Genomic DNA, 14030 nt, shown 5'->3' on the forward strand with positions numbered 1-14030 from the left:
CTGATTTTGGAATTTTAAAAAGAAACTTTTTTGTATTTTGCAAAAACTTCTTTTGTTATCTCACAAAATTCACCTGTTTTATCATCATGTTTAATTTTATGACATTTTTTAAACGCATTTAAACCATCATCAATCCCTTGATAATTAAAATTTAGTTCATTTTTAATTTCATTATATTTTTTAATATAAATATCGTTGATTTCATCTTCATGCTCTTTGTTAAAAAAGCAATGTGTTATCTCATGCAAAATATAATTAAAAATGAATGCTTCACAATTATAAATATCAGAAACAAAAATTAGGCGTTGGGCACCTTTTTGAAAAGTAATTGCTCCAATTTCACTTTTTTCAATAAAAGGCATTGTAATCAAAATAATTCCCTTTGTTAATAAATAATTTTGTAGCTCAAGAATTTTTTCTTTAAATTCCTTATTTTCATTGCAAATGATTTTGATTACTTTTTTAAAAATTACATCAAAAGAATTTTTGCGAAAAACACCAATTTCTTTATTTGTCATCATTTCAAGTAATGAAAGTTCACAAAATCTAATCCAAACTTTGCTATTTGGACTAGCATAAACATCTTCATCAGCTAAAGCATTTTCTTTTAAATAAAAAGCATAATTTTTTAAATCAGCAACACCATAAAAGCGATTCATAATCATCAATTTTTTATTTACTGACATATCTTTACTTAATTTAAGGTTGCTAATTAAAGGTAAACTTGGATTTGAAATAAGAAAATCCTGTCCATATGCATTTAAAAGTTCTTCAATTTCTTTATCATCAAGCTTTTCTTGATTATTATAAATTGAATAAACTTCTGAAAGAGTTCCTAATTCAAGATTAAAAACATTTTCCATGCCTTCAAGAATTGAAATACTAAGATTAATATTTTTTTTGCTATTGATAATAATATAAATATATTGTGTACTTAACCCAAGACGTTGTGAAAGTTCTTTTTGTGACATTGAAAATTTATTTAAATAATAAAGAATCTCTTCACCGAAATTTGTGCCATGCAATTGAACATGTGTTAAATCACAGATATGATTAATTTTCATTTTTTTAAACTCCAGCTAATTTAGTTATTATTTAGCAATGATATCTTCAGATTTCACTCCGCCAGGTAGCATTTCTTCCATCGTAAAAACTTTTTCTTCTAAAAAATCTGTTGAATGCAAAATGATTTTGGCATCATTTTCTAGAAATTGTGACATAACTTGTCGACAAGCACCACAAGGGTATAAAATTTTGTTTAAATTACTAATGATATGAATTTCCTTAAATGTTCCCATTTCAATTCCATGAACAACTGAGGAAAATAATGCTGCTCTTTCAGCACACAATCCACTTGGATAAGCTGCATTTTCACAGTTGACACCATAAAATTTATTGCATTTTGCATCAATTGCAAGAGCAGCAACTTTTACTTTTGAATATGGTGCATAGGCATAATCAAGTTTTTTTCGTAAAATTTCTTTTTCTTTTAATTCCATAATATAAATATTTTACCATTTTTAAATCATTTAAAAAGTATGCTTTTCTAGTTTAAAAAATAGTCTTATCTTAAAATACATAAAAAAGTGTCAAGTATTTTTACTTAACAGTTATTTTGTGGTAAAATAATTGATATTTAAAAAATCAAATGTCATTTTTACATTTAAAAAATAAAAAAATAAAGGAAAACTTATGGTTAAAATTAGATTAAAAAGAACAGGAAAAAAATTCCATGCAACTTATAAAATTGTTGCAGCTGATGCAAGAGCACCAAGAGATGGAAAATTTATTGATGTTTTAGGTCATTATGATCCACATACAAAAAAATTAGTTCTAAACGAAGAATTAACAACTAAGTACTTAGACAATGGTGCTAAACCAACAGAAACAATTCGCACTCTTTTAAAGAAAAATGATTTCTACAAAAACTATGTAGCCAATAAAAATAAATAATTATGAAAATAAACATACTCACACTTTTTCCAGAATATTTTGAAACTTTTAAACAATATAGCATCATTGCTAAAGCAATCAAATTAGGGCATTTGGAACTTAATATCATTGACTTTAGAAAATTTTCAAAAGAAAAAAGAAATAAAGTTGATGATACTGTCTATGGTGGTGGCGATGGCATGCTTTTACAAGTTGAACCGATTGATTTAGCACTTGAGACGTTGCCTAATAGTTATAAAATTATTGTCAGTCCACAAGGCAAAAAATTTGATCAAAAAAAAGCCCATGAATTAGCAAAAAAGCAAGAAATTACCCTTGTTTGTGGTCATTATGAAGGTTTTGATGAACGAGTATTGCATTTTGTTGATGAGGAGCTATCAATTGGTGATTTTATTTTAACAGGTGGAGAAATTCCAGCAATGGTTATTGCTGAGGCAGTTTCAAGATTGGTGCCTGGAGTTCTAAGAAAAACTAGTTATCAAAATGAAAGTTTTGAAAATGATGGACTACTAGACTATCCCCAATATACAAAACCAGCGATTTATAAAGGTTTAGAAGTGCCAAAAGTCTTATTATCTGGGAATCATAAATTAATCAAAGAATGGCGTGAGGAAAATGCTTATTTAAAAACTTTAAAAAATCGGAAAGATATAATCGAAAGGATTAAAAATGAGAAGTAAATTATTAGAAATTGTAGAAAAAGAACAAATTAGAACTGATTTTCCTCAAATAAGAGAAGGTTATAACGTTAGAGTTCATGTAAGAATTAAAGAAGGCGATAAAGAAAGAATTCAAGTTTTTGAAGGTTTAGTTATTGCATCATATGGTGAAGGAATCAATAAATCAATTACTGTTCGTAAAGATTCATATGGCGTTGGGGTTGAGCGGATTTTTAAAATTAATTCACCTTTAATTTCACATATTGAAGTTATTCGAAGAAATAAAGTTAGAAGAGCAAAACTTTACTACATGCGTAATCTTAAAGGCAAAAGCGCAAGATTGAAAGAAATCAAAAGAAAATAATTTTGATTCTAAAAAATCTAAAAAAGCAATTAATCTTCAGATTCTGAAGATTTTTTATTTTTCTAAATTTCATCAAATTGAATCTAAATTCAGTTTAAATAATTTTAAAATTAAAATCAAAAAATGTTATATAGTATTTATGTAACAAATTAGGTTGTTATCTTTTTAAATTAATTTAAATTTAAAACTAAAATTCAATTGGAGATTTTCATTTAAAAAAAAAATATGAAAAAATTAAATAAAATGTCTTTTTTATTTTTTGCAACTTTAAGTTTAGGATCTCTTCCTTTAATTGCTGCTTCTTGTGAAAATGTATCAAAAAAAAGATTTAGAAATGATAAAAATCTTGCAAATGATCTTGAATCAAACAAAGAAGATAGTTCATTTTCATCATCAAACGAACAAAAAAATGATGATCTATCAAAGAAAAAAAATCCAAACAATGAAGTTAAAGATTCAAATAAAAATGATGAAAGTATTTCGAATAATGAAAAACCAAAAACTCATGATGATTTAGATTCAAACAAAGAAGAAAATACTCCAAAAAAAGAAATGGTGAATGATCACAATCCTTTATTAAACGCTAAAGATGATGAAAAAAGCAATATTGAAAATCAAAAATTAAAAATAAGCAAAAGAAGTGTTGAAGAAAAAATCAATCAATCTCTTAAAAAAGTTGAAGCAAATAACGAAGAAATTAAAAATATTCTTAAGAATATTGAAAAAGAAAAAAATAATCTTGATTTAGATTTTTTAGTATCAATTATAGATCATAGTTTTGATGAATTTGAAACAATATTAAATTTAAAAAATATTGAAAATCTTGAAGAATTCAAGAAGCAAATTGAAGAAATTAAAGAAAAATTATCTTATTTACTTGAGTTATTTTTTGAATTTAAAAATAATTATTCAAAAATTGAAAAAGAAATTGGTGCTTTAAAAGAAAAAATAAATAAATTAGCAAATTTATTTAAGAATAATGATTTGAAACCGAAATTTGAAGTTTTTAATTATTTTATAAATCAGATTTTTGAATGCATTCTTAAAAGAATAAACAATCTTAAATTGCATCTTCAAAAATATAGTGAATTAAGTTCAAAGCGAAATCAATTATTAAAAGAAATATCTAGTTATAGCAATTCATTTTCACATGGTTGAAATCTTTTTTTCTACCCAGGAAGTTATGGGCAAAAATATAATTTCTTAATAAATGAAGCTAATAAATTAAAAAATCAAATTGATAGTGAAATAAATAATATAGATAAATTTGATTTTTTAAAATAGATTGATTTAAAGCGCTTTATTACTTAGGATTGAAATTTAGTAATAAAAAAATTCAAGACAATTTTGAGTGCTTGAATTTTTTAATATAAATTAAAATCTTAATTATTTTCATAATTAGTAACAATATCTTTAATTTTTTTATATGTAAGACCTGTATATTCAATTTTTTGATTCAAAATCTTTTTGAAATAAAAAAATTGTGAGGACAATTTTGAATTGCTATTATTTTCTGCTACAAATTTTTTAATTTATTTTAATGTTAAATCAATTTGATCAATTTTTTTTATTTTCTACTATTTCTAAAACTTCCTTGTAGTAATTAATTAAAGCTTGACTTCTTTGTTTTTAAATGCTTCATTTTTTGCTTTTTCTTTACTTGAAATTTCTTGTTTTTGAAATTTATTTTCTTTAGAATCTTTTGATTCTTGAGATTGATCACTTTGGATGTTTCTTTGAATTTCCTCTTGTTTATTTTTTCTTCTACAAGAAGCAGCAATTAGTGGTAGTGTTGCAATGATGCAACTGATCCTAAACTAAGGATTATTTTGTTTAATTACTTTCTCCGTATAAAATCATTTATTATAAATTTAATTTAAAAAACGAAACAATAAAAAAACTGTTACAAAAAAATATTCTATTAGTTTTTTTGAAAATCACCAAAATTTTTTTATTAATAAACAATTTTTTTAAAAAAAATAAAAAACAAAGACAATTATTAGTCTTTATTTTTCAAACTCTTTTTTGACATACGACGAATTAAATAAATATAATAAACTTCCTCAATCTAAATCAAATTTAATAATGTCTCCTGGTTTGTAATTGATTTTGCTATCTTGGGCATTAATAATTAAATGATCTGATGACCCTCCAAGAATTTTAAGATCTTTGTCATATGGAATCATTGCGTCAAACATTGTATCTAGTTTACCAATTCCTAAAATTAATCTTTTGATATTGCCAATGTCTTCAAAATAAGGAACTTGTCCAAATGCATCAATTCCACATTCACCAACTGGAAGGGATGATTTATAATCAACTTCAATAATTTCAACTTCACATCGAAAAGCATCACGATGCATTCCTTTGATTGTTTGACGATACATATCCTCAGTTCCAAAAATTATTGCAAATCCCATTCTTAAGAAATTGACTTCTTTTGGCATACGATTTTCTCAAACCATATGTAAACTTAATGAATTTCCACCTGACATATGTGTTAGTTTAATATTTAATTCATCTTCAATTTGATGTTTTAAAGCTACAAATTGTGCCATTGCTTGATCTGAAGGAATTCTTGCACCATAACATCCAAAATTGCAACCTAAACCAATTAATTTAATGCCTTTAAGTTCTTGAATTTGTTTGGAAATTTCTAATGTTTCTTCAGGTAAATACCCCTCACGACGATCACCTAAATCAACCATTAAAACAATTTCGTGTGTTTTTAAATTATTTGCAGTTACATATTCATCAATTTTTTTAATGACATTAATATCACCATTTAATGATGAATCGCATAGTTCCAACATTCTTGGAATTTCAGAAATCATTGGAATTCTTAGAAGCTGTTTATGTCCTGGAATGTCCTTATAAACTTCAAAATTATCCAATCTTGAATCACCAAAATATTTAATTCCTGCTTCATAATATAATTCAACCATTCGGCGATTGCCACAAAATCCTTTAGTTACAGCTAAAACTTCAATATTTTTTTGCTTGCAAATTTCAATTGCTTGTTTGATATTGTTTTTAAACTTAGTTTCATTTATGATAATTTTTGGAAAAGCCATGTTAAAAATTTATTTTCTCCACATTAGTTAAAATATAAAAATCTTTTTTACCTTTTTTTAATAAGGCATATTTAGAATATTTTTTAAATTCAATAATTTGATTTTCATCTACAACAATTTGGTTATCAATTAGAAATGATTTTTTTTGAATAAATTCTCTTGTTTCACGATTTGATACTGTGATTTTATATCTCCTTATAACATCAATAAATTTTTGATTTTTTTCAACATAGATTGTTTGAATCGAGTTTTTAAGCATTTCAATATCACTTAATGTTAAATTTTGATTGCTTTTTGCAAAAAGAATGTTGCTGATTTTTTGTGCTTGGTTGGCTGCTCTTGCACCATGAATATCTTTAACTAAATGATATGCCAAAGTTTTTTGGGCAAAACGAAGATATTTGGCTTGATTGTGTTTAGTCATAATTTTATTAATTTCATCAAGCGATAAAAAAGTCAAGATTTTTAGATATTCATCAATTTTTTCATCTGCTTGATTTAAAAGAAATTGGTATAGGGCATAAGGAGTTGTCATTTCTTTGTTTAATCACAAAGATCCACCTCCTGTTGATTTTCCAAATTTTTGACCATTTTCATCAGTTAATAAATTTATTGTCAATGCAACAGCATTCGCACTGTCACCATAAATTTTGCGAATAAATTCTAATCCTGTTGTAATATTTCCTCATTGGTCTGAGCCACCGGCTTGGATTCTAACATCATGTTTTTCATACATGCATTTAAAATCTCAACCTTGAATTAATTGATAACATAACTCAGTAGCAGTTAAGCCACTTTTTAGTCTTGTTGCAATACTTTCTTTTTCTAATAAATAATTAATATTGATTAATTTCCCAATTTTTGAAAAGAAATCAATTAATTTGATGTTTTTATAAAAATCAAGATTATCTATTACATCTAAACCAAATTTTTTTAATTGTTTTTTAATTGCTATTTTGTTTTCTTTTAAGGTTTCTATGTCCAAAAACTTTCTTTCACTATTGCGAAAACTTGGATCACCTATCATTCCTGTAATTCCCCCAAGAATTGCATAAACTTTATATCCAGCATTTTTAAAACGTAATAATGTTGCAATTTGTAAATAATTTCCTAAATGAAGACTTTTAGCAGTTGGATCAAAGCCAATATAAACACCTGAGTTTTTTGGAATTTCTAAGAATTTTTTTTCATTTGAAATGTTATTAAGAATTTTTCTTGTCTTTAATTCAGCAATAAAGTTTTTTGGCATAAAAATCCCTTCTTTTGAAATATGCAATATAATATAAATTAATACTTAAATTAAGATTTATTTTAAATAATTATATAAAATATTAATTTTATTTTTTGAATGAAATGATTGCAAAATTTTTTTAAATTGGTTGAAGATTTTAAGATAAAAAAACAAAATTTTAAAATATTTAAAATACTTGTATAATTATTTCATTAATTTTAGTGATTAGGAGAAATTATGAAAATAAAAATAATTGTTGATTCATCATCAGGATTAAGTGAAGAACAAGCACATCAATTAGGTTGAGGTTTCATTCCTTTACAGTGTGAAATTGAAAATAAGAAATATCAAATTGGAAAAGATATTTTCATTGGAGATTTTAAAATAATGTGAGAAGCAAATAGAAAAATTCATGCAATTACATCGGCTTCATCACCAGTTGTTAATGAACAAGAAGTAGCTAAATATATAAATGACTATGATTTGATAATGATTTATTCAATTTCAAAACATTTGTCATCACAAATTTCTTTCTTAATGAATCAATTTAAAGATAATAAGAAGGTTTATGTTGTTGATTCAAAAAGAATTTCATATTTAATTGTTCGTGATTTATTAATTTTTGAAGAAAAAATTAAACAAGGCATTGCATTTGAAGACGCAATTAAACATTTTGAAATCAATAATGAAAGATTAATTTTAGTTCCACAATTTAATGATGCCTTAGTTAAGGGAGGGCGTTTATCAAAAGCAGCAGCAGTAATTGCAAAACTTTTAAAAATTGTGCCTTTGATTAAATTTGATTTTGGGGTGTTAGAAAAAGAAGGAATTGGTAGAGTGTTTACTAAATCCTTAGAAAAAATTGTAACTGAATTATGAAATAGTAACAAGGATGATTTAGAAGACAAAGTCTTATTTGTTATCCATGCAGAAAATGATGATTTAGACCAATTAATTTCAAAATTTAAAACAATTACAGAAAACGGTATTCCAATATACTCAATTAAATTACCAGTTGATGTTTCAATTCATACCGGAATTGGTGCTGTTTGTGTCACAATAGCCAAAATTGATAAAAATATTCAAAATAAATTATTCTTATTTGCTAAAAAATGATAGTTTATATTTAAGTATTAAGTAAGTAATAACTATTAGTTTTTAGTTTTAAAAAAATTAATACTTAATTTATAAAATATTAAGGCTAATATTAAGGTTAATTACAAATATTACATAATATTAACAATGATTCATTCAAGGAGATTAGTAAGCAATGCAGACTAATAGTATTACTAATAAAAAAATATATGATGATTTTGAATCAATGCTAAATAACAAAAAAAGAAATTCATTCATTTGAATGTTAAAAATCATTTTAATTTCTTTTTTTGTGCTTGCTTCAGGATTGATTTTATTTTTTGCCCCATTAACACTTTTTTCAAAAAAATTATTTTTAAACCAAAATATTCAATGATTTTTAGTTTTTTCAAATCCAACATTAGAACGGATTAATTATTTAGCTTTATTTCGAGTATTTTTGTTAATGGGAATATTTTTTTATACATTTATTAAAAATTTTTCAAACACAATTGAACAAAAAGAAGCGGGAAAAAAATATCTTGGTTGATTTGTCACTTATTTAGTTTTTTCTTTAACAGCTTTAGTTTTGTTGTTTACTTTTTTTAGACAAAATACACTAGATTATTATTTTTTAGCTTTAATTTCAATTCCACTTTTAATTTTAGATTTAGCTTATTCAATTTATAAATATAAATTAAAAAGAAAAACTGATCCTTTGATTCATAAAAATAAAAATTTAGTGATTATTTCTAATGTTGCAAGAGGAATTTTAGTTTTTAGTTTTTTAATTATTTTAAGCATTTGGGTGTTTTCAATCAAAGGAAATAAAAATGATTTTTTAAATAACAACATAATGCATAATTTCTTTTTGAATATGTTTTCACAAAGAGATGTTAAAAACCTAATTTATTTGATTTTGTTTTTAATATTTTTAGCAATCATTTTATTTGGAATTAAAATTGAAAAAATTATTTTAGCAATTACAAAACAAAACAAAAATAACAATTTTAAAGAAAAAATCATCTTATATTTATTTTTAGGATTTGTTGTTTTTCTTTGATTTATTCGTACATTTTTTTATAAAAATGCAAATGATATTATTGTTGCAAATAAAGAACCACAAACATATTTATATTTGATTGGACTAGGGATAATTGTTTTCTTATTCATTTGATATTTATTAATTAATTTTATTAAGAAATTTAAGGTTCGTGGTCTTTTAGTTAATAATATTATTCTTGGTTTTATGCTTGGGTTAATTTGAATTATTGTTTTAATCAATGTTTTAGTGTTTAAAAATAAACTTGAAACTAATTTAAGCATTTTATTTGGCGGATTTTTTAGCTTAGTAATTTTATTAATCCATCGCTTAAAAATTGCAAATGAATCATATTATGTTGCAATGTTTTTAGAAATTATTATTATTCTAATGCTTGCAACACTATTAATTAGTGGTCTTAATTCAATTTTATTAGCAAATAATAATCAAAGTTTTTATAATGTTAGTTCAAAATTATCACTTGAACAAATCTTTGTGATTACTACAGCTGTTTTAATCATCGCATTTAATCTTGCACTGATGATTAATTTATTTGTTGTGTTAATGAAATTAACCAAAAAATCAAATAATATTTATATTGAAAGAAATTAAATAAAGATGAAAAAAATTGAGAAACAAAAACAAAGTCAATTGCTAGAAACAAATAAAAAAATCGAATTATTAAATCAAGAATTTGAAAATTTTAAAAATCAAAATAATTTCATTTCTTTTGATAAATTAATTTCGACAGTTTTGTTAAAAAGTAATCTTGATAAAAATAAAAATGAAGAAAAAATATTATTTGATTGAATTAAAAAAGCCAGTGAGCAAAAATATGATTTAGTTTTTGATGCTTTTGTAATTTCATTTAATTTGGAGCCAAATTTAAATAATTTGTATTTAGCACCAACATTATCAAAAAATCAATCATCAAATTTTGAAACAATTGATTTTAGTTCAGATTCAAACTTATTTAATAGCAATTTTATAATGAATCTCAATATTGAAATCAAATTTTTATTAGCAAATGGATTTTATGTTGAAGTCATTAAAGGAATAATTATGAAAAAAAACAATGATTTTGAATTATTTTACAGCCAAGAACATATATTAGGATGATAAGATGCATTTAAAAAAATATGAAGAAAAATTACAAAATTTAAACAATATTTTAACAAAAGTTAATAATTCAAAAAATATTCTTTTAATTGATATTATGAAGCTAACAAGAAAATTAAAATTTGATATTTCAAATGCCCTTTTAAATATCAGTTTAATTACAGAAATTAAAAATCAATATGCAATTAAAAATAAATTACTAAATACTGATAAAAAAATTACGAATAAAAACAAAAAAAAGCAAACTAGTTTATGAATTTATGTAACTGAAAAACAAAAATATTCAACGGATTCATATTCGAGATATGAAAAAACAATTTTAAATTATGTTAATAAAAAACATGATGATTTCATTGTTGTTGGTGAAAGAGCATTGCAATTTTGTAAACAAAATGATTTCAATGTAATTAAGCATTTTTTAGAATCAGAAGAAAAAAATAAAAGTTTACCTTGAATTATTTCACAATTAATCAAAATTTTACATGTTGAAAATAATTATGATCATGTAAATTTTGTAATTAATACAAACAAAAATTATAATGGTTATTTTACACTTTTGCCAATTGATCAATTTGATGTTAATAAGTTAGCTCACCAAGAACTTGAACCTAGTCGTCTTAATAATTTTGCTAATTACAAGATTTATCCTGGAATTGAAGAATTCATTGATAATGAAATTAATATTTTTTTGGAAAATGCTGTTCGTTCATTAATGATTGAATCATCATTTTATAATGCTAAAAATGATTTAGTAACAACAAATAAAATTATCAATCAAATTGAGGATGAAATTACGATTGTTAAAAAGAAAATTATTCGTAGTAAACGTGAAAAAGAAATTGAAGAAATTGTTTTATTAACAAGAGCAAATAAAAACTTTTTTGAGGATTAAAATATGCAAGATACAACAAAAACTTTTCAAATAAAAATTAATTTTTTAAATAATAAGCTGCTTGAATTAAAAAAAGCACAATTATTCATTAATGTCGATCAAACTGAAGAATGAGTGTTTGTTGATGAAAATTCAATCTTGGCATATGAAAAAATTTTAATCCGAATTAAAAATCTTGAAACAAACCAAACATTTTATTTATTCTTAATTAATACAAACATAATTGTTAATGAAAACTTAATCACAATTACAACATTTAGCCAGAAAGAAATTTATTTTGAATCAAAAAATTTTATTGATAAGACAAAAGAAATTAAAGAAATTTCAAATCAAATCAATTACTATTTATCACTTCAAACAATTGGGCTGAATTTAGACCAATATATGGAACTAAAAATCTTAGAACAAAAACTATATTTACTTGACTTTCAACAAAAATTAAAATTAATTAAATAGGAAAAATCATGAAAATAAAAACCAAATTATGATCATTTAGTTTAATTCCAGGATTAGTCATTCCTATGACTTTAATTTCCTATGCCAATTTAAACCAACAAAGTAAAAGAGAAGAATCAAGTAAACAAGAAAATAAAAAAGAAGAACCAAAAGTTGCATCCGATTTTTCTGAGTTTAAAACTTTTGCACAAGATAAGCTTCAAAAAGGAATTGAAACTTTAATTAAAGATACAGAAAAATTCCTAGATTCAGAAAGAAAAAAAATTGAAGAAGAACTAAATAGTGATTTCAAAAAAAATATTGCAAATATTGACAAATTAATTTATTTACAAGTTTTGATAAAGTATTTAAAAGACAATGGTGAATCATTGAAAACAAATCATGCAAATAATCATGGATTTAATGTTGTTTTTCCATATTTAATGGCAAATAATCAAAAATATGATATTGCTAATATTAAATATGACGGTGAGGATTTTGAAGAAATCAAGGTTGGTAAAGAAACCAATACTGATTATTCAAAACAAATTAAAGGTGAGAATAATAAAATTGAAAAAAAACAACAAGATCAAACAAATAGCATTTCAAAAGAAAAACTAGAAAAATTAATTAATAAATATATTTCAGACCTTAGCAAAGAACTAAAATCAATGCTTTATGATGAAAAAGATATTCCTGTTGTTGGTAAAGATATTCAAATTAAATTCAAAGACAATAATCTAATTGAATTTACAACTCCTGCTGGATTTGATAATTGGGATAAATATATCATTTCAAAACTAGAAAAAAAATTCATTAAATTTGATTTAAAACAAAATAAAGATTTTAAAGACGAAGAAGAAAAACAAGAAGAAAAAAAAGAAGATGAACCAATTGAAAAACCAGATTTAGTTCCTGGTGATAAACCTGATAAAGAAGTTAACGTTGATGAACAAATAAGAACTCTACCGCTTTTATTTCCAAATGTTTCTTATACTCATACAAATAATTCTGTCTCAACATTAGTTTCTTCATTTAATTCAGCAGCATCTGATCAAAAGAAAAAAATCTTCTTTTTTGATAACCCAATTAATACAAGATATGAATATTCAGTTGCTAGCATAGAAGCTTCTGGGAATAATGCAATTAAAGCAACAATCAAAATTACTGATCTTGTTGCACCAAATAAAGTAAGAGAATATTCTGTTGCAAACATAAAAATAGATACTTCAAATAAACAAAAAGCATTCAATAAAGTTTATGAAAAAACCATTCAAGCAAACCAAGAACTTTTTTCAAGACTATATTTGGCCTTAGGAATTGATCACAAAGTTAATTACACAGATTTAAGACATAATAATTTAAGGAAAAGTTTATTTGATATGGTTGGTGCTGGTGTGCAAGTTATTAACCAAAAAGAATACAATGCAAATATGCATAAAATTATTAATGACTTAGCAACAAGTTATGGAAGTTCAAATAATGAAGAAACAATTAATAGGGGACTAAAAAATTCAAAATATTTATTTTTAACTTCTTTGTTTTCATCAAAAATTAATGAAGAGTGATATTTTAATTATTTAACTAATGCTCTTAAAGGAATTTTGTTAAGATTTAAAGAAATTACAAGAATTAATGAAAAAATTATTCAAACGAATTTTATTAATTCAAAATTAAATTTGGATATTATTAATCAATATTATGACTTAATTAATAAACAAATCTCAAGATTAATTGCTACAAGTTCAAAAAGAGTTTTAAATATTTTTGCTTGATATGATTTTTATTTAAAATCGGTTAAGGAAATTATTGATAATTTTGCTCAATTAGGAATTTTGGTGGACAATAAAAGTATTAGTGATGAAAAAATATTAGCAAATTTCAAAAAAACATATGCCAATGTGAAAGAAATTATTAATAAAGAAAAACAAGTTGCTAAAAACACTTTAAACTATCTTGGTTATGGTTTATTAGGAATTTTTTCGATTTTATTATTAAGTTCAATTATCTTTATTGCAATTAAAAGAAAACAATTGAGAGCATTAAAAATTAAAAAAATTTCTGGATTAGTGATTGCAATTTCATTAAGCATTGTAATTGCGGCAATTCTAATGATAATTTTATAAACAAAACAAGTATGTTATTTTAGTAAAATTTAAATCAAAAAAACCTCCAAACTCTGGAGGT

14 protein-coding genes are annotated in these 14030 nt (G+C 23.5%); 10 read left to right on the plus strand and 4 right to left on the minus strand.

What is annotated here, in order from left to right:
- Positions 1–14: 14 nt before the first annotated feature.
- Positions 15–1064: a helix-turn-helix domain-containing protein gene (locus D2845_RS00950; protein WP_110858183.1), complete on the minus strand. Its 1050-nt coding sequence runs from the start codon at positions 1062–1064 to the stop codon at positions 15–17.
- 27 nt (positions 1065–1091) lie between these two features.
- On the minus strand, positions 1092–1499 hold the full coding sequence (gene cdd, locus D2845_RS00955; RefSeq protein WP_002881031.1) for a cytidine deaminase: 408 nt from the start codon (positions 1497–1499) through the stop codon (positions 1092–1094).
- Positions 1500–1692: 193 nt separating this feature from the next.
- Between cdd and rpsP the strand changes: the two genes are divergently transcribed.
- The 4 genes from rpsP to D2845_RS00975 all read left to right on the plus strand — a co-directional run bounded on the left by rpsP (position 1693) and on the right by D2845_RS00975 (position 4260).
- Entirely contained in the window at positions 1693–1953 is a 261-nt protein-coding gene (gene rpsP / locus D2845_RS00960; protein WP_002881029.1) for a 30S ribosomal protein S16, read from the plus strand.
- 2 nt (positions 1954–1955) lie between these two features.
- The gene (gene trmD, locus D2845_RS00965; protein ID WP_002881027.1) at positions 1956–2633 is read left to right on the plus strand and encodes a tRNA (guanosine(37)-N1)-methyltransferase TrmD; all 678 of its coding nucleotides are present in this window, start codon (positions 1956–1958) and stop codon (positions 2631–2633) included.
- Positions 2623–2976, plus strand: a complete 354-nt coding sequence (gene rplS / locus D2845_RS00970; RefSeq protein ID WP_002881026.1) for a 50S ribosomal protein L19 — start codon at positions 2623–2625, stop codon at positions 2974–2976. The genes trmD and rplS overlap by 11 nt, the downstream gene beginning before the upstream one ends.
- A 225-nt stretch (positions 2977–3201) precedes the next feature.
- Positions 3202–4260, plus strand: a complete 1059-nt coding sequence (locus tag D2845_RS00975; RefSeq protein WP_110858184.1) for a hypothetical protein — start codon at positions 3202–3204, stop codon at positions 4258–4260.
- 722 nt (positions 4261–4982) lie between these two features.
- Here D2845_RS00975 and D2845_RS00980 read toward each other — a convergent pair.
- Both D2845_RS00980 and tyrS read right to left on the minus strand, forming a co-directional pair.
- Positions 4983–6050: an alanine/ornithine racemase family PLP-dependent enzyme gene (locus D2845_RS00980; RefSeq protein ID WP_110858185.1), complete on the minus strand. Its 1068-nt coding sequence runs from the start codon at positions 6048–6050 to the stop codon at positions 4983–4985.
- A 1-nt stretch (position 6051) separates the two neighbouring features.
- Positions 6052–7299 carry a tyrosine--tRNA ligase gene (gene tyrS / locus D2845_RS00985; protein ID WP_110858186.1) on the minus strand — a complete coding sequence of 416 codons (1248 nt, stop codon included), beginning with the start codon at positions 7297–7299 and terminating at the stop codon, positions 6052–6054.
- A gap of 219 nt (positions 7300–7518) precedes the next feature.
- Between tyrS and D2845_RS00990 the strand changes: the two genes are divergently transcribed.
- The 6 genes from D2845_RS00990 to D2845_RS01015 all read left to right on the plus strand — a co-directional run bounded on the left by D2845_RS00990 (position 7519) and on the right by D2845_RS01015 (position 13969).
- Positions 7519–8400, plus strand: coding sequence for a DegV family protein (locus D2845_RS00990; RefSeq protein ID WP_002881021.1), 882 nt, complete (start codon positions 7519–7521; stop codon positions 8398–8400).
- A 151-nt stretch (positions 8401–8551) separates the two neighbouring features.
- Positions 8552–10009 (plus strand): MSC_0624 family F1-like ATPase-associated membrane protein, encoded by a 1458-nt coding sequence (locus D2845_RS06065; protein ID WP_110858187.1) that lies wholly within the window; start codon positions 8552–8554, stop codon positions 10007–10009.
- A gap of 6 nt (positions 10010–10015) precedes the next feature.
- Complete coding sequence (locus tag D2845_RS01000) at positions 10016–10519, plus strand: MSC_0623 family F1-like ATPase-associated protein (protein ID WP_110858188.1); 504 nt, start codon at positions 10016–10018, stop codon at positions 10517–10519.
- Position 10520: 1 nt separating this feature from the next.
- On the plus strand, positions 10521–11408 hold the full coding sequence (locus D2845_RS06070) for an MSC_0622 family F1-like ATPase gamma subunit (protein WP_110858189.1): 888 nt from the start codon (positions 10521–10523) through the stop codon (positions 11406–11408).
- A 3-nt stretch (positions 11409–11411) separates the two neighbouring features.
- Positions 11412–11864: an MSC_0621 family F1-like ATPase epsilon subunit gene (locus tag D2845_RS01010; protein WP_110858190.1), complete on the plus strand. Its 453-nt coding sequence runs from the start codon at positions 11412–11414 to the stop codon at positions 11862–11864.
- An 8-nt stretch (positions 11865–11872) separates the two neighbouring features.
- Positions 11873–13969 carry an MSC_0620 family F1-like ATPase-associated subunit gene (locus tag D2845_RS01015; RefSeq protein ID WP_110858191.1) on the plus strand — a complete coding sequence of 699 codons (2097 nt, stop codon included), beginning with the start codon at positions 11873–11875 and terminating at the stop codon, positions 13967–13969.
- Positions 13970–14030: the final 61 nt, after the last annotated feature.

The organism is Metamycoplasma alkalescens (assembly GCF_900476125.1).
GTDB classification, from domain to species: Bacteria; Bacillota_I; Bacilli_A; order Mycoplasmatales; family Metamycoplasmataceae; genus Metamycoplasma; species Metamycoplasma alkalescens.